This is a genomic window from Legionella sp. 27cVA30 (assembly GCF_024160945.1).
In the GTDB taxonomy this organism is placed as follows: Bacteria; Pseudomonadota; Gammaproteobacteria; order Legionellales; family Legionellaceae; genus Legionella_A; species Legionella_A septentrionalis.
In genome coordinates this window covers 508,396-529,286 of the sequence record NZ_JAMYXK010000002.1, presented here as the reverse complement: position 1 = coordinate 529,286, position 20,891 = coordinate 508,396, and the positions used below count along the sequence as shown (strand labels likewise).

The window sequence follows — 20,891 nt, the reverse complement described above, 5'->3', positions numbered from 1 at the left end:
TCTCAATCCGCTTTTTATTGCTGTCGGTAGCATCCCAGGTTGATGACATTGCTTTGTTCGTACTCGTCTTCACTGGTGCTTGCTGTGTCTTCTCCTTCTGGGTTCCAGAATGGATCAACGGTTGTGAGTTCAGTATTTGGGCGGCGCTTTGCATTCCTTTTCTCCTGCGTTACTTCGATTTTGACTTCATCTTCCCAGCATTTTTGAACCAACCAGTTGCTTGGGTATTTCCAGGGTGGCACCCATTCGCCGTGGGCTATTTTTACATTTCGTGCTTTGATTTGGTTTTCCAGTGCTTGCAACATCATTCGCAATAGATGCTCGTCAGGGCTGATTTTTCTGAAGGCTTCAAAAGCACGCTCGTGGGATTTTTTCTCGGGGTATAAATTCCAAAATTGTTCGAAGCGGCTTAATAAATAAATATAATTATTATCTTTAAGAGGTGTGGCGGCTTTTTGGGGTTCAGCTATGTCGGCTTTTACGGCCTCACCTTCAGAAAACTCATTGTTTACAAGGGTTTCCACGTGCGGCTTTATGGTGGCTTTCTGTGGCGGGTTTATGGCGGCTTTATTTTGGGCAGAATAATGCCTTGAAGCTAAGGGACATTTTAAAATGAGCTGCATGCCGTCAGATTGAACTTCAATCATTCCCGCACGTACCAAACCTGAAACTGCACGACGTACTTGATCACGAGAAAAGCTTTGCCTTTTAATCCCCTGATGTGGCTCGATATATAATTGTTCAGATATCGATTGATAGCTGATTCGTCGCTTGATACCTGTTATTCCTGTTTTAACATCCATATACGGTCTGATTCCTCTTAGATAAGCCAATTGCTGGATATGAGGTAAGCCACTCATTGCTGCCAGTTCATCCTGGTTTATTAACATGTCCATTGACTACTTACATTCCTATCTGAAATTGACCTTCAAAACTGAATCCTCTTTAAAGTGTTGAAAATAATTAATTTTAGAGGCATCCTTACACTCATAACGCGTATAAATCCACACTTCATATACGTGAATCGCGTATAATAATTTATTATATACATATAAAACGTATAAATGTAAAGACATATTTATGAAAAATGCTACTAAAGTAAAAAAAGATAGTTCTGCAATGGGACAACGCATCAAAAGAGCACGCATGCTTGCTGGCTTATCTCGAAAAGATTTGGAAGAAAAGCATGGAATCAGTATCCATACACTCCAATCATGGGAGCTTGGAAGAAACCCATTAAATAAAGCCAAAGCTGCTTCTTTAGTAGAAATACTTAATCAATATGATGTGAGTTGTTCAATTGATTGGTTATTAGAAGGCATAGGAAAAGGCCCATCAGTAATCGAAAATGAATTTCAAAATTATCCATTTCTTGCAGATACAGTTGGTAACCTTCTCGCCTCAGAACAAGCTATACAAAAAGAGATAGACTTCTTTAAAACGAATAACCCAAATGCTGTTGTGATAACGGTCTCAGATGATGCGATGGAGCCGGAGTATAAGGTTGGAGACATTGTTGGCGGGATTAAATTTATAAATCAAAATAAAAAAAATCAATGCGTAGGGCATAATTGTATAGTGGAAACCACGGAAGGCACCTTTTTTCGACGATTGATAAAAAGTGAAGATAAGTATTTATTGGTTTGTAATAACAATAGAACTTCAGTCAGTGATCCCGTTATTTCAGCAGATTCAATTTTATCTATTGCCCCAGTTATTTGGCATCGATGGAAATTTGATGCCTTATCAAACTAGGGCATACGACCACTCATGATACTGATTCTTGCATCGTCCAATCTATTTTTCTAACAGCATTAATTTTATGTTCTGGCGCCAAATGTGCATACCTTAGTGTCATGGCAATATCAGAGTGCCCTAATAACTCCCGAACGGTATTTAGATCTACCCCAGCCATCACCAGCTTACTCGCGAAATGATGTCGTAAATCATGCCATCGAAACTGCGTAATATTCGCTTTTTTCAATAACGATCCCCATGAGCGTTTCACATGGCTAAATGGTTGATTATTTTTACTTGGAAAAACCAAACCTTCTTTTTTCGCTGTTTTTTTATGCAGATGATCCAAAATTTTATAAGCTTCATCATTGAGCGGAATATAACGCGAATGTTTATTTTTTGTAATTTCACCAGATAAAATCAATGAGCCTTCTGACAAATTCACCATATCCCAGGTCAAATGAAATAATTCGCCTCGTCTTAATCCTGTATTAATCGATAATAGCACCATCGGCATTAAGTAATCACAAGCATCGTCTTCTGAAAGCTCGGGTAATAAATCATAACCTCGCTTTTCTCGCCAGAGGTTTCCATTTTTTCGCATCAGCCGGAGTTGATTGTCTCGTTCGATTAACGCTTCGCGTAAACGTGTCTCTTCTTCAAATGACAGGTATCGAATTTTAGGTGAACGATCGATTTTATAAGGTTTTAACTTACCAAGTGCATTTTCTTTTAAAAAGCCCCATTCAACTGCCTTGGTCATCAGTGATTTCAGCATGGTTATATTACGATTTAAGGTTGCCTGAGAAGTGCCTTCATTAAGACGTTTAACGCGCCATTGTTCTACAAGAGCAGGCGTAATTTCACCCAACGGCTTTGAAAAAAAAGCCTTATAACATCTAATAAGCCCTGCTAGCGTTTCTTGACCTCGTTTATGCGTTGATAAAACCCATGGCTTATAATCACTCTCAATAAATTCTTGCAGAGTCTTAGGCTTATTTATCCCTTTTTGTGCAGTTGGCTCAATCCCCTTATTGGCATTACTTAGTACTTCAATAGCCTTTTCACGAGCTTGAGCTGCTGTCATAACGCCGACTGTTCCAAGATTAATTTTTTTGCCTCTTTTGTACTGGCATACGTAACGCATGGTTCCTGATGGAAAAACTCTTATCATGAATCCTTTTAGATCAAGATCATGAACTTCGTATTCTTTATCTCTAGGAAGCAGTTTTTTGATAAGCGTGTTATTGATTTTTGCTTTCATAATTAATCTGCTAATTGTTGTAATATTTCAGCACCCTTCACTTTATAGCTTTCCAAGATCTCAAGAGTGCAATTGTTTTTAAACGATTCAACAAAACCAAATTCTCTTAAACAATTTCGTTTGTATTTTGATATCCAGCCAATCGCTTTAAATGTGTCATTGAACTTACAACGCAATTCAGCGATACATTCTTGCGGTGTTTGGGCATTTTTAAATTTCCAGATAGGCTCGTGATGAAACAAGCGATTTCTAATCAGTCTTATTTCTTCAAATCGCTTGGAAATATTTTTTCTATCATCATGCCCTCTTGCATAATGGGGGAAAACCGAAGGAATTAAGTCAGGCCATAGTCGATTTGGATTAAATTGATCAGTGTATGTTTTTTGTTTTATTAAATTTGTCCAAAATCCAAATGTTAATCCTGCAACAATGTCTGACGCTGTTACTTGCCCAAATCTACGATGTAAATCATTTTTGGTATCTTCAAGAATTGATCTTGACTTACCATCAGTTACAACGATATCGAACCAAAATTCATTTTCAAATTTCTTGGAGGCTGCGTGGTGAATTGAATTACGTAATGCAACTTCTACTGAATGTATGAAGGGATAAAATGCTTGGCTTATCAATAAATTCCAATGATAAGCTCCTATAATATCCGTATCCACTTTACTTGGACATAATATTTCATAGCTTGTAAGCCTATCTATTGATAATGCACTAATATATTCTTTCATACCCTATCCTGTTGCATCAAATTAGAATAGTTATCCAAAAAATAACCAGAAAAATTTGACATATCCATGTAAAATGACTCATAATTACAACGTAAGCTTTTAGGGATCCGCGAAAGCGCCCCTTTTAGCAGTTGACCAAGAACCACCTTTTCGGTGGTTTTTTGGTTTATAGCGCCCACGAAACTCTTCTACTGCTTAATCCTTGCTTTTATAATACCCTGGACTTTATCATAGTTAATATCACATTCATGTAATAAAAATCCTATTTTTGAATTACAGGGTGCATATAGGGTGCATTTTCATTGTGGAATGTAACATAACAATATATCACTGTACATCATAAAAATGCCATTAACCCTCGTATTACAAGGAGTTATTGTTCATGGAGATGTATAGAAATACATTAAGAAACAATCGGGATCGCCTTCGGGAGGCAGGGGTCGCAGGTTCAATTCCTGTCACTCCGACCAATAAGATTTTTTTATATTGCACAGCACTAATCCCGTTTTCAACAGTTTTATTCCCATCACCGACATCAGATTAATGATTTTATTTGTTGCTTGAGAAGGTCACTTTCTTTAAATTCCCTGCTTTAAGCGTGTCCTACGCCAAATTGTATGATTTGCTCTTGCCAATGAAATTTTGGCCAATCTACCAATTACCAAATCCATTTGTTTAAAATTTTAAAAAGCTTCAGCTATCCATTGCTTTCTAGCTTTAGCTTAAGAATTGCAGCCACAAGCATTCATAACAAAAAAGCTTATTATCACTGTATCGCTCTTACTTATAGCTTCCACTCCAATCATGATTTAACTATAATCCCCTGCCTCCAGCAAATAGGAATAAAAGTGACTACATCTACCTCTAACATACTGTATGTATTAAAGAATGGCACAATAACCAGCGATATCAACCAAGTTAATAAGTACAAGGACAATCTAGAACGTTTAAAGGCTACCGATCAGGCAAGATATGAAAGAGTCATTGAAAGAGCTCAGAAAGATCCTGCTTATGGAAGTACATTATATGCTAATGTGGCAATTTCAAGTCAAAGCAGGAGCGAGCAATTAGAAAACCCTGTTGAAGGGACATATCCAAGATCCCGAATGTAATATTAACTGCAGCGCGCGCTTTAGTTACTTTTCTTTCAACGAAACCCAAGGCTTGGCGCCAACTCTGGCCTTACAATAATTTCCGCCAACAGGGGTTAGTATGGAGGTGTTGTCACGCCCACACCATTGGTCTTGCATGATTGTATCTTGGCCATTTCAACTGGATTGTGATTGTTCCAAGCCTTACCTTGAGAATGACTATCAATCCATTTTGTAACTGCTAATTCCAAGCCAGTATTCCTAAGTTCAGCGAATGTGTATAATGCTCAGCTTATTTTCTTAAGCATATAGACATGTTACGGATATTGATATTATTTAGTTTGATTCTAAATACAGGATTAAATTTTGCTGCTCAGAAATCTTCGCTTTATCAGGTGGATTTGATTATCTTTGCTCAGCCTGCTTCCAGCCAAGGCGAAGAAAGCCTGTCCTCCTTGGTTGCCCCAAGCACCAGGCAGGCAATCTTGCTGCAAAAAAATGCGGAAAGAGGAAATCCCCCGTTTCGCTTGCTGCCTCCTTCACGTTCCCAGTTACGCGGTGAATTTTGGACTTTGCGAAATAAATCCGCTTATCAGGTACTCGCTCATTATTCCTGGCTACAACCCAGCAATAATAAGCGCCCGGTAGCTGTTGCGATTGTTGATCAGAATGGCTGGAATGTTGAAGGTACCTTGGCTATCCAGCAAAGCAGTTATTATTCACTGGATGCCAATCTTCTTTTTTCAGCTGCAAATAGTAATCGCGGCTCTTTTCTTATTTCGCAAAAGCAACGCCTGAAAGGTGGGGTGGTATATTATCTTGATCATCCTCAAGCCGGGATGTTAATTAAAATTCATAAAGTTTCATAAATGATAGCAGTTAGTTTATTTAAAGCCCGTGCACCCTTGGGTATATGGTGGGTGGGTGTTTCTTTTGTTTTATTTCAATTCTTTATGCAATTGTCCTCTGGTGTGGTGATTGGGGCCATCATGCATGATATGCAACTTTCCGCCCTTACCGCAGGCTGGTTGGGAAGCGCTTTTTATATTGTTTACACAGGCTTGCAAATACCAGTCGGCATTATGTTTGATCGAGGAAATACTCGCCTTCTGCTTGCCGTAAATGCCTTTATCTGCAGTCTGGGATGCCTGCTTTTTGCTGCAAGCCATACCTTGCCTGGCCTTTTGCTGGGACGAGTTTTAATCGGCATGGGCTCAGCCTTTGCATTTGTTGGTTTTTCCCACCTGTTGCGACAACATTTCCCCTTACGTAAATTTGCCTTCATGATTGGACTCTCCGAGACATTGGCTTTTCTGGTTACCGTAATGGGTATGATCAGCATGGGCACTTTATTGCAACAATGGGGCTGGCGCGGCTTTATCAATGGCGCCGGAATCATAGGCTTGCTCATTTCTTTTTTATGCTGGAAATATCTCCCTGATTCTGCGAAAACTGCAAAAATAGAGCGAAATTATACGCAACAATTATTAAAAATATTGAAAAACGGTAAAGCTTGGGTAAATGGCTGTTTTGTGGGCTTAAGTTTCGCTCTGGTGACCGTATTTGGCGCTTTGTGGGCAATCCCTTTTTTACAGGTAAAATTAAATTGTACGTTGCCTGAAGCAAGCATTCTAGGTGCCGTTTTTTTCCTGGGAGCGGGGGTCAGTTGTCCCTTGTTTGGAATTCTATCCAGCCAAATGCCACGCCGCAAACCCTTGATTTTAAGTTCGTGCATCTCCACCAATCTACTGCTTCTGATTACTTTATACTGCCCGATTCAAAATCCATTGCTCATAGGCATGTTAATGTTTTTCATGGGTTGCTGCTGCGGAGCTTATATGTTGGCATTTACCATTGCCAATGAACTTGCTCCGGAAAACTCCCTATCTACCTGCACCGGTTTTACAAACACGCTGGCCGTGATTTCAGCGCCTTTATTGCAACCCCTTGTCGGATATTTATTGGATACGTTTGGACACAAGGGAGCCTATACCCTGCACGATTACCATCTAGCGCTCGCCGTGGTACCGATGTGTTTGCTGATTGCTACCGTCCTGGCTTGGCATCTGCCGGAAAGTTACGAAAAATAAAGGCAAGCCTTAAAACATTAAGCGGCAGGATTAACTTCATTCTCTGCTGGCGCTTGGGGCTTAAGCAGCGCTTCTTTACCCAGTTCATTTTGGCTTAACACGCAAAATCCGGGTTGCTTATCTTCAGTAATAAAACCGGCAATAACCGTTTTATTATTAATTTCTTCCGGGACGCTTAAATGATGCTTCGGGGAAGAAATTTTTATATGCCAAAGACCATCCTCCCCCCGTTTTACATCGATAAATTGTGACATGGAAAGGCTTTTTCCCTGCGCATTGCAAAGTCCGGTGACCGCTCCTTGCTGGGCATCCTCTTCTTCTATATTTACGGAGTAAAAGCCACTATTATCATTAAACTGGCATAATACCCCTGAAAAAAGATGGTTTTTGTCTTCTTCTTCATTAAGCCATACTTGCCGGAACCAAGCATTCTTAGCCGTCACAAACTGTTCCCCGGTGTTCTTGCCCTCGCCAGTTTCTACTTGCAGATGACCATTTAACCGGCTGGTCTGGCTAATGAGCAAACGCATGCCAGGCCTTAAATTTTGTACAATTGGTTTATGCTCTAACGCGTCCAGCATGTCCACCTTAAAATTAAAACCTTTTTTATCCTTAGTTTTAAAGCCGAAGATCCAACTGTCATTGATTGGATTAAAGCTCATGAATTCATTCCCGACTTGCCAATTATTTGCTTTTGGCTCGGGGATAATGGCCTCGCTTTCATCAAATAAAATTACTTTTTTACTTTGTGCATCCAGCAATGCAGCCATGGCATGAAATTTATCGTTTTCACGTTGCATTTGAAAAATATAGCCGTATTGCTCATCGCGTTCATTGGTGACAATTCCCGAAAAAACCCAATTTACATGCTTTGCAGCACTGGGCAAAAAGATATTTGCCTCCGTTGCTTCTTCTGCAAAAAGCGACCCTGCAAAAAATAAAGCAAGGCACAGCAATAACCTACCTAATTGAATCCGATGCATGTTAAACATAACCCTGTAATTGTTCATGTGACCATAATGCATCCCAGAATGCATTATTAACCTGAGCTTCCACCGGTAGGAAATACATTTCATCCGTGGCAAATGCTTGGCATTTTACCGCATCTTTTTCTGTCATCACCAATGTTTTTTCAGCAAAACATAATTCTTCCTGTGTGTAAGGATGATGATCCGGAAAAGAATACGGGGTAAACGCCACTCCCAATTTGGATAAGGTATTGTAAAAACGCTGCGGGTGACCGATGCCGGCAATGGCTGCAACGGCCCCGGTTAAACGCCCTAACGGTAAAGGCTTACCGCTGGTCAGCTGCGTTAACTGGCCTGGCATTAACTCCATCGTAAATGCTCCGGGCCATTGCCCCCCATTTGCAATCAAAAAATGCGCTTGTTGCAAGCGACTCACATCCTCACGCAACGGCCCTGCTGGCAAACACATGCCGTTCCCCAATCCACGTACCCCATCAATCACCATGATTTCCAGCGCCCGTCCCAGCGCATAATGCTGCAAACCATCATCGCTGAGAATGATCTGGCTTTGGTACGTGTCCATTAAATATTGCACAGCCCGTACGCGTTTCGGATCGATGACGACTGGACACTGCGTTCTCCTCGCCAGCAACAAAGGCTCATCGCCAGCCAATCGTGCATTTGCATCTGGCTTGACTTCGTGGGGAAACTGCTTAACTGACGCGCCATAACCACGGCTTACAATGCCAACCCGCAAACCGCGTTCACGTAATTTTTGCGCCAGAGCAATCACCAATGGAGTTTTTCCTGCGCCACCAACGGTTAAATTACCCACCACGATAATGGGTATTGGGAAAATTTTGGTGCAAAAGCGTTTTAAGTAAAAACGCCGCACCCATACCACTTGTTTATAAATTAAAGAAAATGGTAATAAGAACCAGCGCAAAGGATGCCGCCCGTACCATATTTTTTCGATCAACTCATTCATCAGACAACTGCTTCCTCTTTCTAGGCGACTGCTTCTTCCTCTTCGTACAGTTCCGCCCCCAGCTTTTGAATACGATAAAGCTGCGCATAATGGCCATCCAATGCGATGAGTTCCTGATGCGTTCCCTGCTCAACTACTTTTCCATGCTGCACCACAATAATTTTATCAGCCCGCTTAATCGTGGATAATCGATGGGCAATCACCAATGTGGTGCGGTTTTGCATCACTTTTTCTAATGCTGCCTGAATGTAGCGCTCTGATTCACTATCCAATGCGGAGGTCGCTTCATCCAGAATCAAAATAGGGGCATCCTTTAAAATCGCACGTGCGATCGCCAAGCGTTGACGCTGACCACCTGATAACAGTACGCCGTTTTCACCAATGCGCGTATCATAACCCTGTGGCAAGTCGCGGATAAACTCATCTGCATAGGCTAATTTGGCAGCTTGAATGATTTTTTCGCGGCTTACCGCAAACGAACCATAGGCAATATTGTTGGCTAATGTGTCATTAAACAATGTCACGTGCTGGCTCACTAAGGAAATTTGTGAGCGCAAACTGCTTAAGGCTAATTCATGCACTGGCATATTATCCAACAAAATTTTACCTTGCGTTACTTCGTAAAAACGCGGCAATAAACTGGCTATGGTTGTTTTGCCACTGCCTGAATGCCCAACCAGCGCAATGGTTTCTCCAGCCTGCATGCTGAAGCTTATATTATGCAATACTTCAGGACCTTGGCGATAAGCAAAACTAACTTGCTCAAAACGAAGGTTTCCCTGCGCCTTCTGCGCTAAAATCTTGCCGCTTTCAGGCTCAATGGGTTTGTCCAGCAGGGCAAATACGCTTTCAGCCCCTGCCAATCCACGCTGAATTGTTGCATTCAAAGTCGTTAGGGTTTTCATGGGTTTTATCAATTGCAACATGGCAGCAATGATGGCAAGGAATGAACCCGCTGTAATCGTTATCACGGTTGCAAGTTGAATGGCAGCGAAAATAATCGCAGCAATGCCTACAGCAATAATGAACTGCACGCCAAATACGTTAATGGCTTTGCTGACTGCTACTTTCATGTCGTTTTGCCGGGATATTTCAATGGCTTTATTAAATTTATCGACTTCGTAGCGTTCGCCGCCAAAAATACGCACCACACGATAGCCTTCAATGGCTTCGCCGGCAATTTCAGTGACTTCCCCCATGGATCTTTGTACTTTATGGCTGACGCGGCGTACGCGTTTGTTTGTAAAGTTAACCAAAAGTCCGACAAACGGAATCGTGAGTAAAAACATCAATGAGAGCTGCCAACAAATCACCATCATGACGGTTAACAAGCCAAGAACCAGGCAGGTATTTTGTACAAAATCAGTCAATGCATCTGCACTGACTTGTGCTACTTGCTCAACGTCATAAAGAATTTTAGATAACAATTGCCCTGATGTGGCTTCATCATAATAATTTGCAGGTAAGCGAATGATGTGAGCAAATACTTGTTGACGCAGCACCTTGACTACAGAGCGCGCCACCCAAGTCATGCAGTAACTGCCAAGTGAACTGACAAGTCCCCGTACTGTAATCCCGATTAATACAATCGCGGGAATTTTTTTGACAAACGCCATGTCAACATCGATAAAACCTTTATCGAGAAAAGGCCGCATCATGTAGGTAAAACCCGCATCAATCGCGGAGTACAAAATGTTGGCAAATACTCCCAGCAAAAGGATAGGCCAAAACGGCTTAATGTAGGCAAGCAGGCGGCAGTATAAAGGCCAAGCCTTCCCGTGTAGATTTTTTTTCATAAGAAAACGTAATCGAATTGATTTTAAAAATGTCAAATTGTACTCCTTATTGAAGCCTTGCACCAACAAAAGGAGATTTTTTCGCAAATCTTTTATGATAAAACTGAATCCGATGCAGAAGCGATAACCGATAACGTGAACGTTTATCCTATGGGCTTTCGCCTTGCTGTATTTGTAAAATGGCAAGAATTTTTTTATCTTCTGTGCTAAGCAGCGCATCGGAATAATTCGGATTTATTTCATACCACCATTGTTTATTAAAAAAAGATTGCAGCTTTTGCGATTTAAACGGCCGTCCATACTGCGCATACACCGTATTTTTTAAAAGATTGACTTCAGCCCGCGACAGTTTTTTAAGCGAAATCGCATTTTCTTCCTGCAGTAAAGGATAAAGTAATTGGTAGCGCACATAGTTTTTCCCTGTTTGCAGGCATAACCTTAAGTCTTCCTGCGGACGGAAGTTTTTTAAATTCCAACGATAAATTCGATTTTTACCCTCAGCAATAATTTTTATACCAGGAGGAAGTGGTTTAAGGTAGGCAGATTTTAAGTCCAACTCACTGCACAAGCGCGTTGGAGTATTGGGGATGACTTCTATGTCAGTATGGCCAATACTGCCATCTTTCCATAATCCTCCAGTTTTTAAAACGTAAGTTATCCAATGAAAACCAAGCGCATCAAACGTAGCACCGGTTTTATAGCGATGGGTAATTTCAACTGTTTGCCGTGGCAAAAATGACATATTCCAAAGATAAGCATCCGTATAATACAACCCCTTTTCTTCATTTGCGGCAATTTTTTGTTTTTCCGCAGGAATCAAACGGTCATTAACATGGACAATAAAACCGTAAATCAACGGATCTCCTTTGCGGAGCGTTTGTTTTTCAGGAATAGCCACTTCACTCAATTCATCATAAATTGGAAAAGGAAAACCCATCTTAATCTGCATGGGCTTATCCAGCATATTTTGAAAGGTAAAATGACAGGTATAATTCCACTCGCCCTTCCAACCTTCCTGATTTAAATGGTGGCCAACAATTGTAATTTTCTCGCTTAACATACGAATGCCGGTTTCACTAACCGGAAAAGGCAATGCTCCTTGTCCACCAAAAGCGGTGTCATTCGCATGCAGCGGGAATGAAGCTAAAAGGAATAGGACAATATTGGCTAATATGCGCATGGCTGCTCCCTGCTTTGCAGTATGTACAAAGTAAGTTATCTTTTTCTGATTTACAAGAACTGCGCCGGAATTCAAAACATTTCTATACAAAACATGCTCAGGTGAGTATAATTTTGATAATTGTACATTTTTCAAGTTTTTATGATGAGTAAACGCGGCGGGGCAAGGCCGGGAGCCGGGCGGCCTAAAGGTTTGGGTAAATATGGGGAAGCGACGACAGCAATGCGGCTTCCTTTATCGCGCGTGGAAGAAATTCGCACACTCCTTTTGCAGGATAATCCTTACCAATTACCGTTGTACGGGTGCAAAGTACAGGCAGGCTTTCCCTCCCCAGCCGATGATTATATTGAAAGAAAACTGGATTTAAACTCACATCTCATCCAACACCCCGCAGCTACTTTTCTGGTGCGCGCCACCGGTGACTCCATGATGCATGCAGGAATTCAACCCGGCGATATTCTCGTGGTGGACAAGAGTTTGGAGGCAACACACGGGAAAATTATCATCGCTGCTGTCCATGGCGAACTCACCGTAAAGCGCCTGTCACGGCGGGATGGGCGCGTGCAGCTGCTTGCGGCGAATCCAGATTATCCCGCGCTTGATATCACGCACGAACAAGACGTGATCATTTGGGGTGTAGTCACTTTTGTCATCCATGAGATGAAATAATGTTCGCTTTGCTCGACTGCAATAATTTCTATGCTTCTTGCGAGCGATTGTTTCGCCCAGATTTAAGAAACCACCCGATTGTGGTGTTATCGAGTAATGATGGTTGTGTCATTGCGCGCTCCAATGAAGCCAAAGACTTGGGCATTGGCATGGGAATACCTTTTTTCAAAGTTAAAACTTTATGCAAACAACATAATGTACAAATATTTTCTTCAAATTTTACGCTCTATGGCGATATATCACAGCGGGTAATGAGCGTAATCGAAGCTCATTGGCCGCATGTTGAAATCTACTCCATTGACGAAGCTTTTTTGGATTTAAGCAGTTTACCCGAAAACGAGCTGGAAATTTTTTGCTCCACTTTACAAAAAACTATTTTGCGCTGCACTGGCATTCCTACATCCATCGGCATAGGGGCCAGCAAAACACTAGCAAAAACAGCCAACTACATTGCCAAAAGTAAACTTAAAATCCCGGTGTTTAATATCAATCAACAAAGACAATGGCTGCAAAAAATCTCCGTCGGTGACATCTGGGGAGTAGGCCGCAAACTTCATAAGAAACTGACTGAGCAAGGAATTTATACAGCCATGGATTTGGCAGAAGCTAATCCGCATCATATGAAAAATTTATTTACGGTCATGTTGCAACGCACGGTTATGGAATTAAATGGCACCCGTTGTGCGAATCTCACAGTGAAAGAGTCCCAGCATAGCATTATTTCGTCACGCTCTTTTGGGGTTATGCAAGCAGAGTATGAAGTAATAGCGCAGGCAGTTAGTTTCCATTGCAGAAGAAGCTGTGAGAAATTACGTGAACACCGCTTATTGGCACAGCATGTGACTGTTTTTGTTTATTCCAATCGCTTCCGTAACGATTTAGAACAATATGATAATTGGATAGAGATGAAGCTGGCCGCCCCTACCGACGATTTGCGGCAAATCACCCATTATGCGAAACTGGCTTTGCAAAAAATACACCGCAATGGGATTCAATACAAAAAAGTAGGGATCCGTTTGGGCGATTTGGTGGCTAGAGAAACCTCGCAGTTGGATTTATTTTTATCAGCCTCTGCAAAAGAAAGAGAAAAAACAGAACAATTTATGGGTTTGATGGATAAGATTAATGCCAAATTTGGGCGGCAAACCATCCGTCTCGCTGCCGAGGGCTGTCAGCAACCTTGGGCAGCATTAAAGCAATTAAAGTCTCCAAACTATACGACGCAATGGTCTGAACTGCCTCTGGTGCGTTGCTGAATACCTAAGTTTTGCAGCAACAAACCGAATTATTTTTTTGACACGCATTGCGTATTAAACCGCTGCGTGAATTGGGCAAGGGCTTGCGGATTCAATCGAGAATTATTTTTCTTCACATATTCGTTAAACAAGCTGTCAAAACAAGCCTGATATTTTATGTCGGATGAAGCTTCCTCTGCATTGGCAGCATACGAAGACAAATCAACGTATAACAACTTTTCCTTGGCAAAATTCTCATCCAAACTGCGCTGCATGATGGCACTTGCTTTGCAGCAAGCCGCGCAAGCATCCAAATCCGCATAAGCTTCTAGGTGATGTGGATTATCGTTGGCCAAATCCAAGAAATCAAATGCTGTTAAATTAACCCCGTATACTAAATATGAGTTACCTTGTGCGTCCTGCTCAAGCTTCATATCGGTAATGCCATTGTTACAGCGATCTCCGCCAGCAAAAGCAGTAATTTTAAGCCGATCTGCATTCCGCGCTACCAAAATTAACGATGAAAACTGGCCGGTACCGCCACTGTTGTTTCTGGTTAAAACAACGGCGGCATTCCCAGTCATAGCAAAAGGCTTGTAATAGCTATACCCTTGCGTATCTGCATCTTCTACTTCCCACGTATAATCATAGCCAGCATATCCTTGCTGAATAAGATCCGGATTTTCTCCAGTTTTTTTCCGCGCAGCTTCTGCATGAAGTCCGCATTTCGCTAAACTCACTTCCCCTTCTGCTTCCTCGTTTCCTTCAAAAAGGCATAAGGAATCAACCGGCTTATCCTTGTACAAAAGTATTTCCGGCCATTTTTCTGCAGCATAAAGATTGCAGGCATAAGACAGTGAAAGACAAATAATTCCTATTTTAAGTGTATTCATAACGGCCCATAGTAGGGTTAGCAAGCGCACGAACTAATCAATCGATGGTGTCGACTATGCTCTTAATCAAACGCGGCCCTTGATAGATTAATCCTGTATAAATTTGCAATAATGACGCCCCGGCTGCAAGTTTTTCTTGCGCCACTTCGGCTGAATCAATACCCCCTGCGGCAATTAAGGTGACTTCATCCCCTACGATTTGTTTTAACACGCGCAGACATTCAGTAGAGCGCTTAGCCAGCGGACATCCGCTCAAACCGCCGCTTTCTTCAGCATGCGGTAAATGTTTAACCGCTTCACGTGTGCAGGTCGTATTCGTGGCGATGATACCGTCTATCCCACAGGAAACAATCGCATCAGCCATTGTTTTTAATTCTTCATCTGTTTCATCAGGCGACAATTTAATCAGCAAAGGGACATAACGCTGATGCAAATCCGCTAAATACAATTGTTCCTCTCGAAGAGCACTTATCAGCTGATTGAAATAAATGCCTTGCTGCAACTGGCGTAAATCCGGAGTATTGGGCGATGAAATATTGACGGTCACATAAGAAGCATGCGCATAAACTTTACGTAAACCGTATAAATAATCATCTGCTGCCTGCGCAAGCGGCGTATCTTTATTTTTGCCAAGGTTAATGCCCAAAATTCCCTGATAACTGGTTTTTTTTATATTCTCTACCAGCGCATCAACTCCACCATTATTAAAACCCATGCGGTTAATCAATGCTTGCGCTTTAGGCAAACGAAACAAGCGGGGTTTAGGATTTCCCGGCTGCGGTTTGGGCGTCACAGTACCCACTTCGATGAACGAAAAGCCTAATTTAGCTAATGCAGCCAAATGCTCCCCATTTTTGTCAAAACCTGCAGCTAAACCAAGCGGGTGGGGAAACGACAAACCCAATACTTCAACCGGTTTTTGCAAAGGCTTTGGAAAGAAAGCCGCAGGAGAATAATGCAATAGAGAAAGCGCAACGCGGTGTGCCCTCTCAGGTTCCAGGCAAAATAACAAATGCTTAAGTAATGAATACATAAAAACCTTAAACAGTGAGGGAGAATATTGGCAAACCCAAAGATTGCTTGCTATGATTCAACCGGGCATTGTTGTGCCCAAACGCGCAACATGGCATTACCTTGCCGTTGCAACCGGTAAGGCACTTCACAAACTTCCACACCATAATTGTCTTTCTGCAACCCCAAAAGAACCGGACCAAGGAAAGAAGAAGGTTGTCCCTGCCTGTCGATCAAGGGAAAGACCCGTACTTCTTTGGCAACTCTTGCCAATTCACGCAAAATACGCAGATGAAATTCGACGTCTTGTTCTTCCAAATCAGCAAATAAATAGTTGGAACTCAATGCAAAATCAAAAGAGAAATCGGCAAAAGGCAAATGGTAGTCATGAACGGGTAAATAACGTTTTTCTGTACGACCACGCTCATAATCCCTAAAAAATTCTTGCATACCTTGCCTGCGTTTACGGATCAAGCCTTGCAAATCTCCATATCGGCTAAAATCAAATTTCTCTTTTTCCATACTTATTTTAGAAATTACGTCTTCAAAAATAAGGGAAGCTTTGGTTGAGAGAGTGGCTTTGTCCAACGTAAACAAAGGATCACAGCTGATTATATGGTGTGTCACTTCATGCAATTCTGCATTGATTGCGCTAGGACCACAACCATATTCCAGTATGCGGGAATTAAAATCTGCCGCAGTTAAATTAAACATCTCCCGATATTCATCCACATGGTGTCCCCATAAAACCAGTTCACGCATCAGGTATTCTCCATATCTTCACAACTGCAACTATGAGAGGTATAGTCTAACGTATTTGTCTGAGCAACAGGAAGTCGTCTATGCATCTCGGTCTACAACATTGTCTTGGTGAAACGTATGACTTATTGCGTGACAGTGTAAAGCAATTTGCACGTCATGAAATAGCCCCCTTGGCTGCCCAAATTGATGTAGATAATGCTTTTCCAAATCATTTATGGAAAAAATTAGGTGACATGGGCTTGCTGGGCATCACGGTTAGCGAAGCATACGGTGGCGCAAACATGGGATATCTTGCGCATGTCATTGCAATGGAAGAAATTTCGCGTGCTTCCGCTTCCGTAGGCTTGAGCTATGGCGCACATTCCAACTTGTGCGTGAACCAGATTTATCTCAATGGCAATGACTGGCAGAAACGCCGTTATTTACCTAAACTCATTAGTGGGGAACACATTGGCGCACTTGCCATGAGCGAATCTAATGCAGGCTCCGATGTGGTTAGCATGCAGTTAAACGCGCAAAAGCGCGGTGATTTTTTCATCCTCAATGGCACAAAAATGTGGATCACCAATGGTCCAGACGCTGATGTTCTCGTGGTATACGCCAAAACCGACAAGCAAGCAGGCAGCAAAGGGATAAGCGCTTTTATTATTGAAAAAGGGTTTGCAGGTTTTCGTACTGCCCAGAAACTTGACAAACTCGGTATGCGTGGTTCAAATACTTGTGAATTGGTCTTTGAGGATTGTGAAGTACCTGCGGAAAATTTACTTGGCGAGTTGAACCAAGGTGTAAAAGTATTAATGAGTGGCCTGGATTATGAGCGTACTATTCTGGCAGCAGGTCCGGTAGGCATTATGCAAGCATGCTTAGACGTAGTACTTCCCTATGTGCATGAACGTCGCCAATTTAATCAAGCCATAGGAGAGTTTCAATTCATCCAGGGCAAACTGGCTGATATGTATACGGATTTAAATGCTTCCCGCGCTTATCTTTATGCTGTTGCCCGCGCTTGCGATCAAGGCAAGGTAAGCCGGAAAGATGCGGCAAGCATCATCTTATATACTGCAGAAAATGCAACGCAAATGGCTCTGCAAGCGATTCAGATCCTGGGTGGAAACGGTTACATCAATGAATACCCGACCGGACGATTGTTGCGTGATGCAAAATTATATGAAATCGGTGCCGGCACTTCGGAAATCAGGCGCATGTTAATTGGGCGTGAATTATTTAACGACACAAAAAATTAATAGGATTCTCACATGAAACAGGATGATATTGTTATTGTTGCAGCCAAACGCACCCCTATGGGCAATATGTTAGGCAGTTTATCTTCACTTTCTGCTCCTGAATTGGCTGCAACAGCCCATCGCGCCGTATTGCAAGAAGCTGGCGTCCAGCCCTCTGAAATTGACGAAGTATTAAGCGGTTGTGTTTTACAAGCCGGCATCGGCCAGGCACCTGCACGCCAAGCAGCAAAACTTGCCGGCATCCCTGACTCCAAGGGTGCGACAACCATCAATAAAATGTGCGGCTCAGGCATGAAAGCGGTGATGATGGCTCACGATGCCATTAAGGCGGGCTCCGCTAATGTCATCTTGGCAGGCGGCATGGAAAGCATGAGTAATGCACCTTATTTGCTTACTAAAGCACGTGCCGGTTACCGCCTGGGCCATGGCGAATTAAAAGATCACATGTTCTTGGACGGGCTTGAGGATGCTTATGATCGCGGCAAGCTTATGGGGTATTTTGCCGAAGCCACAGCTAAAAAATATAATTTTTCGCGCGAAGAGCAAGATGCTTATGCTATCCGCTCCATGACGCTTGCTTTACAGGCAGAAGAAGACGGCAGCTTTCGCGAGGAAATAACTCCCGTTACCATCAGCGGCCGGAAAGAAACATTGACCGTAAACCGCGATGAAGGGCCTGATGCGCAAAAAATTGCAAAAATCCCTAATTTACGCCCGGCATTTCAAGCAGACGGTACCGTGACGGCCGCCAACTCCAGTTCCATTTCAGACGGAGCAGCCAGCTTAATTTTAACAAGCACTGCATGGGCCGAGCAACGAGGCATAAACCCCATGGCAAGGATCATAGGCCATACGACGCATGCACAAGAACCTGCCTGGTTTACTACCGCACCCGTTATCGCTATACGGAATTTATTAAATAAAATAAATTGGCAGGCACACGAAGTGGATTTGTATGAAATCAATGAAGCGTTTGCTGTAGTTGCCATGGCTGCCATTAAAGATTTGGAATTGGATGCTGCAAAAGTAAACATTCATGGCGGCGCCTGTGCTTTAGGGCATCCTATTGGCGCTTCCGGCGCACGCATTCTGGTTACCTTAATCCATGCCTTAAAACAACAACAAAAACGTCGGGGTGTGGCAGCTCTTTGCATTGGCGGCGGCGAAGCAACTGCCATAGCCATTGAATTAATATGATAAAATTGCGGCATGGCTCGCCAGGCAGCAATTAAAAGCCCGGATACGCTTCGCGTTATCCGGGCATAACACCCAGCTTGTCAAGGAAGTTTATGTTACTTAAACAAAGCGCTCTTTATCTTTTGTTTAGCATCTTGCTCGTTGCTTGTGCTAAATATGCCCACTTGTTAATCGTCTATGTGGATATGTTTTACACTTATGTGAATTTAAAACTAATGCCTGTCTTTAGCTCAAGCAAGCTTGGCGTGATGATCCGTGAAATCATTACGCTGGTATTCATACCCGTTTGCATCGTAGCTGTGCCCGCATTTATTTACCGGCTGGTTAAAGGAAAATCCCTCCCCTATTTTATTTTGGCTACATGGCTTTTATGGCTGATTATCGTACTCAGTAACATTCTTATTTGAGAAGTCCAATGAAAATCACGAGCAAAATTAACACGGCAAGCAGCGAGTTTAAAGCCAATCAGGATGCAATGCAGGCATTGGTCCGACAGCTGCAAACCACAGTAGAAAAAATTGCATTTGGCGGCGATGAAAAAGCACGCACACGTCACTTACAGCATGGGAAATTACTCCCAAGAGAACGTTTGCAACAGCTGCTTGATCCAGGCAGCCCGTTTCTTGAATTGTCTCAGCTCGCGGCTTATCAAGTTTATGAAGACAACGTGCCTGCTGCGGGTCTGATTACAGGAATTGGGCGCATTGAAAATCAAGAGTGCATGATTGTCATAAATGATGCCACAGTTAAAGGCGGCACTTATTATCCTCTTACGGTTAAAAAGCATTTACGTGCCCAAGAAATTGCGCAAATCAACCATTTACCTTGCATTTATCTAGTAGATTCCGGAGGCGCTTTTTTACCTCGACAAGATGAAGTATTTCCCGATAGGGATCATTTCGGACGCATATTTTATAATCAAGCCACCATGTCTTCGCAAAATATCCCGCAAATTGCCGTGGTCATGGGGTCTTGTACAGCTGGCGGCGCTTATGTGCCTGCCATGGCGGACGAATCCATTATGGTAAAAAATCAAGCGACTATTTTTTTAGGCGGCCCACCTTTAGTGAGAGCCGCTACTGGCGAAGTAATCAGCGCCGAAGAATTAGGCGGAGCCGATGTACACTGCCGGCAATCCGGGGTCGCTGATTATTATGCCGAAAATGACGAGCATGCTTTGCATTTGGCAAGAGGCATAGTAAGACAGCTTAACCGCCGCAAGCCTGAAGCACTGGTGACGATTGCCAGCCGTGAACCCCTCTACGATGTGGCTGAATTAAATGGCATTATTCCAACCGATTCACGCAAGCCTTTCGACATGCGGGAAATCATTGCAAGGATTGTTGATGCATCGGAATTTGAGGAATTCAAGGCTTTGTATGGAACCAGTCTGGTGTGCGGCTTCGCCAATTTGTATGGTTTCCCCATCGGCATCCTTGCCAATAACGGCATTTTATTCGGTGAAAGCGCATTAAAAGGCGCGCATTTTATTGAACTTTGTTGCCTTAGGAAAATTCCATTACTGTTCTTGCAAAATATTACCGGTTTCATGGTAGGCAGCAAATACGAAGCAGCGGGTATTGCAAAGCATGGGGCAAAAATGGTTACTGCTGTTGCAAACGCGCAAGTGCCCAAATTCACCGTGATTGTAGGGGGAAGCTTTGGCGCAGGAAATTACGCCATGTGCGGACGCGCCTACAATCCACGCTTTTTATGGTCTTGGCCAAATGCACGCATCTCCGTGATGGGAGGCGAACAAGCGGCCCATGTCCTTGCTCAAGTCAATCGTGATAAATATGCAAAACAAGGAATTGCATGGCCGGCTGCTGAAGAAGAACAATTCAAAGCAGCCCTTCGCGAACAATATGAAACTCAAGGAAATCCTTATTACGCCAGTGCCAGACTGTGGGATGATGGGGTTATTGCACCGGTCGATACCCGTAAAATTTTGGGATTGAGCTTGTCAGCCGCTCTTAATGCTCCTATTGAGAAAACTCATTTTGGCGTATTTAGAATGTAATTAAGAAAG

Annotated in this window: 20 protein-coding genes; 10 read left to right on the top strand and 10 right to left on the bottom strand. The window is 42.7% G+C overall.

What is annotated here, in order from left to right:
- Nucleotides 1-14: 14 nt before the first annotated feature.
- The gene (locus NKV53_RS07735; protein WP_253350935.1) at nucleotides 15-896 is read right to left on the bottom strand and encodes a hypothetical protein; all 882 of its coding nucleotides are present in this window, start codon (nucleotides 894-896) and stop codon (nucleotides 15-17) included.
- A 184-nt stretch (nucleotides 897-1,080) separates the two neighbouring features.
- Here NKV53_RS07735 and NKV53_RS07730 point away from each other — a divergent pair, with 184 nt between their 5' ends.
- Nucleotides 1,081-1,755 (top strand): XRE family transcriptional regulator, encoded by a 675-nt coding sequence (locus NKV53_RS07730; protein WP_061721645.1) that lies wholly within the window; start codon nucleotides 1,081-1,083, stop codon nucleotides 1,753-1,755.
- 13 nt (nucleotides 1,756-1,768) lie between these two features.
- On the opposite strand, the gene NKV53_RS07725 is transcribed toward NKV53_RS07730, so the two are convergent.
- A complete protein-coding gene (locus tag NKV53_RS07725) occupies nucleotides 1,769-3,001 on the bottom strand; it encodes a site-specific integrase (protein WP_253350933.1) in 1,233 nt (410 codons plus the stop codon).
- Between the two features lie 2 nt (nucleotides 3,002-3,003).
- A complete protein-coding gene (locus tag NKV53_RS07720) occupies nucleotides 3,004-3,738 on the bottom strand; it encodes a hypothetical protein (RefSeq protein ID WP_253350931.1) in 735 nt (244 codons plus the stop codon).
- 671 nt (nucleotides 3,739-4,409) lie between these two features.
- On the opposite strand from NKV53_RS07720, the gene NKV53_RS07715 reads away from it, so the two are divergent.
- The 3 genes from NKV53_RS07715 (at nucleotide 4,410) to NKV53_RS07705 (ending at nucleotide 6,919) form a co-directional block, all read left to right on the top strand.
- Entirely contained in the window at nucleotides 4,410-4,850 is a 441-nt protein-coding gene (locus NKV53_RS07715; protein ID WP_253350929.1) for a hypothetical protein, read from the top strand.
- A gap of 293 nt (nucleotides 4,851-5,143) precedes the next feature.
- Nucleotides 5,144-5,698, top strand: coding sequence for a CsiV family protein (locus tag NKV53_RS07710; protein ID WP_127056978.1), 555 nt, complete (start codon nucleotides 5,144-5,146; stop codon nucleotides 5,696-5,698).
- Nucleotides 5,699-6,919 (top strand): MFS transporter, encoded by a 1,221-nt coding sequence (locus NKV53_RS07705; RefSeq protein ID WP_126953008.1) that lies wholly within the window; start codon nucleotides 5,699-5,701, stop codon nucleotides 6,917-6,919.
- 17 nt (nucleotides 6,920-6,936) lie between these two features.
- On the opposite strand, the gene NKV53_RS07700 is transcribed toward NKV53_RS07705, so the two are convergent.
- The 4 genes from NKV53_RS07700 to NKV53_RS07685 form a co-directional block, all read right to left on the bottom strand.
- Nucleotides 6,937-7,902 carry a hypothetical protein gene (locus NKV53_RS07700; protein ID WP_126953007.1) on the bottom strand — a complete coding sequence of 322 codons (966 nt, stop codon included), beginning with the start codon at nucleotides 7,900-7,902 and terminating at the stop codon, nucleotides 6,937-6,939.
- 1 nt (nucleotide 7,903) lies between these two features.
- The gene (gene lpxK, locus NKV53_RS07695; RefSeq protein WP_126953006.1) at nucleotides 7,904-8,875 is read right to left on the bottom strand and encodes a tetraacyldisaccharide 4'-kinase; all 972 of its coding nucleotides are present in this window, start codon (nucleotides 8,873-8,875) and stop codon (nucleotides 7,904-7,906) included.
- A 20-nt stretch (nucleotides 8,876-8,895) separates the two neighbouring features.
- The gene (gene msbA / locus NKV53_RS07690; RefSeq protein WP_126953005.1) at nucleotides 8,896-10,671 is read right to left on the bottom strand and encodes a lipid A export permease/ATP-binding protein MsbA; all 1,776 of its coding nucleotides are present in this window, start codon (nucleotides 10,669-10,671) and stop codon (nucleotides 8,896-8,898) included.
- A 148-nt stretch (nucleotides 10,672-10,819) separates the two neighbouring features.
- Nucleotides 10,820-11,851 carry a YARHG domain-containing protein gene (locus NKV53_RS07685; RefSeq protein ID WP_126953004.1) on the bottom strand — a complete coding sequence of 344 codons (1,032 nt, stop codon included), beginning with the start codon at nucleotides 11,849-11,851 and terminating at the stop codon, nucleotides 10,820-10,822.
- 144 nt (nucleotides 11,852-11,995) lie between these two features.
- On the opposite strand from NKV53_RS07685, the gene NKV53_RS07680 reads away from it, so the two are divergent.
- The gene (locus tag NKV53_RS07680) at nucleotides 11,996-12,520 is read left to right on the top strand and encodes a LexA family transcriptional regulator (protein WP_126953125.1); all 525 of its coding nucleotides are present in this window, start codon (nucleotides 11,996-11,998) and stop codon (nucleotides 12,518-12,520) included.
- Nucleotides 12,520-13,776 (top strand): Y-family DNA polymerase, encoded by a 1,257-nt coding sequence (locus NKV53_RS07675; protein ID WP_127056975.1) that lies wholly within the window; start codon nucleotides 12,520-12,522, stop codon nucleotides 13,774-13,776. Before NKV53_RS07680 ends, NKV53_RS07675 begins: the two co-directional genes overlap by 1 nt.
- 29 nt (nucleotides 13,777-13,805) lie before the next feature.
- On the opposite strand, the gene NKV53_RS07670 is transcribed toward NKV53_RS07675, so the two are convergent.
- The 3 genes from NKV53_RS07670 to NKV53_RS07660 are packed head-to-tail and all read right to left on the bottom strand — an operon-like array spanning nucleotide 13,806 to nucleotide 16,421.
- A complete protein-coding gene (locus NKV53_RS07670; protein WP_126953002.1) occupies nucleotides 13,806-14,648 on the bottom strand; it encodes a hypothetical protein in 843 nt (280 codons plus the stop codon).
- A gap of 37 nt (nucleotides 14,649-14,685) precedes the next feature.
- A complete protein-coding gene (locus tag NKV53_RS07665; RefSeq protein WP_126953001.1) occupies nucleotides 14,686-15,681 on the bottom strand; it encodes a quinone-dependent dihydroorotate dehydrogenase in 996 nt (331 codons plus the stop codon).
- A gap of 50 nt (nucleotides 15,682-15,731) precedes the next feature.
- Entirely contained in the window at nucleotides 15,732-16,421 is a 690-nt protein-coding gene (locus tag NKV53_RS07660; RefSeq protein WP_126953000.1) for a hypothetical protein, read from the bottom strand.
- Between the two features lie 80 nt (nucleotides 16,422-16,501).
- Between NKV53_RS07660 and NKV53_RS07655 the strand changes: the two genes are divergently transcribed.
- From NKV53_RS07655 to NKV53_RS07640, 4 genes are all read left to right on the top strand, one after another.
- A complete protein-coding gene (locus NKV53_RS07655) occupies nucleotides 16,502-17,665 on the top strand; it encodes an isovaleryl-CoA dehydrogenase (protein WP_126952999.1) in 1,164 nt (387 codons plus the stop codon).
- Between the two features lie 12 nt (nucleotides 17,666-17,677).
- Nucleotides 17,678-18,862 (top strand): acetyl-CoA C-acyltransferase, encoded by a 1,185-nt coding sequence (locus NKV53_RS07650; protein ID WP_126952998.1) that lies wholly within the window; start codon nucleotides 17,678-17,680, stop codon nucleotides 18,860-18,862.
- 92 nt (nucleotides 18,863-18,954) lie between these two features.
- Complete coding sequence (locus NKV53_RS07645) at nucleotides 18,955-19,269, top strand: hypothetical protein (RefSeq protein WP_126952997.1); 315 nt, start codon at nucleotides 18,955-18,957, stop codon at nucleotides 19,267-19,269.
- A gap of 8 nt (nucleotides 19,270-19,277) precedes the next feature.
- Nucleotides 19,278-20,882 carry a carboxyl transferase domain-containing protein gene (locus tag NKV53_RS07640; protein ID WP_126952996.1) on the top strand — a complete coding sequence of 535 codons (1,605 nt, stop codon included), beginning with the start codon at nucleotides 19,278-19,280 and terminating at the stop codon, nucleotides 20,880-20,882.
- Nucleotides 20,883-20,891 lie beyond the last annotated feature (9 nt).

Excerpts from the sequence above, each read along its gene's own strand:
- NKV53_RS07670 (WP_126953002.1), bottom strand. The coding sequence starts at position 14,648 with ATGAATACACTTAAAATAGGAATTATTTGTCTTTCACTGTCTTATGCC.
- NKV53_RS07650 (WP_126952998.1), top strand. The coding sequence starts at position 17,678 with ATGAAACAGGATGATATTGTTATTGTTGCAGCCAAACGCACCCCTATG.
- NKV53_RS07680 (WP_126953125.1), top strand. The coding sequence starts at position 11,996 with ATGAGTAAACGCGGCGGGGCAAGGCCGGGAGCCGGGCGGCCTAAAGGT.
- NKV53_RS07645 (WP_126952997.1), top strand. The coding sequence starts at position 18,955 with ATGTTACTTAAACAAAGCGCTCTTTATCTTTTGTTTAGCATCTTGCTC.
- NKV53_RS07730 (WP_061721645.1), top strand. The coding sequence starts at position 1,081 with ATGAAAAATGCTACTAAAGTAAAAAAAGATAGTTCTGCAATGGGACAA.
- NKV53_RS07640 (WP_126952996.1), top strand. The coding sequence starts at position 19,278 with ATGAAAATCACGAGCAAAATTAACACGGCAAGCAGCGAGTTTAAAGCC.
- NKV53_RS07705 (WP_126953008.1), top strand. The coding sequence starts at position 5,699 with ATGATAGCAGTTAGTTTATTTAAAGCCCGTGCACCCTTGGGTATATGG.
- NKV53_RS07700 (WP_126953007.1), bottom strand. The coding sequence starts at position 7,902 with ATGCATCGGATTCAATTAGGTAGGTTATTGCTGTGCCTTGCTTTATTT.
- NKV53_RS07665 (WP_126953001.1), bottom strand. The coding sequence starts at position 15,681 with ATGTATTCATTACTTAAGCATTTGTTATTTTGCCTGGAACCTGAGAGG.
- lpxK (WP_126953006.1), bottom strand. The coding sequence starts at position 8,875 with ATGAATGAGTTGATCGAAAAAATATGGTACGGGCGGCATCCTTTGCGC.
- msbA (WP_126953005.1), bottom strand. The coding sequence starts at position 10,671 with ATGAAAAAAAATCTACACGGGAAGGCTTGGCCTTTATACTGCCGCCTG.
- NKV53_RS07660 (WP_126953000.1), bottom strand. The coding sequence starts at position 16,421 with ATGCGTGAACTGGTTTTATGGGGACACCATGTGGATGAATATCGGGAG.
- NKV53_RS07710 (WP_127056978.1), top strand. The coding sequence starts at position 5,144 with ATGTTACGGATATTGATATTATTTAGTTTGATTCTAAATACAGGATTA.
- NKV53_RS07725 (WP_253350933.1), bottom strand. The coding sequence starts at position 3,001 with ATGAAAGCAAAAATCAATAACACGCTTATCAAAAAACTGCTTCCTAGA.
- NKV53_RS07675 (WP_127056975.1), top strand. The coding sequence starts at position 12,520 with ATGTTCGCTTTGCTCGACTGCAATAATTTCTATGCTTCTTGCGAGCGA.
- NKV53_RS07655 (WP_126952999.1), top strand. The coding sequence starts at position 16,502 with ATGCATCTCGGTCTACAACATTGTCTTGGTGAAACGTATGACTTATTG.
- NKV53_RS07685 (WP_126953004.1), bottom strand. The coding sequence starts at position 11,851 with ATGCGCATATTAGCCAATATTGTCCTATTCCTTTTAGCTTCATTCCCG.
- NKV53_RS07720 (WP_253350931.1), bottom strand. The coding sequence starts at position 3,738 with ATGAAAGAATATATTAGTGCATTATCAATAGATAGGCTTACAAGCTAT.
- NKV53_RS07735 (WP_253350935.1), bottom strand. The coding sequence starts at position 896 with ATGGACATGTTAATAAACCAGGATGAACTGGCAGCAATGAGTGGCTTA.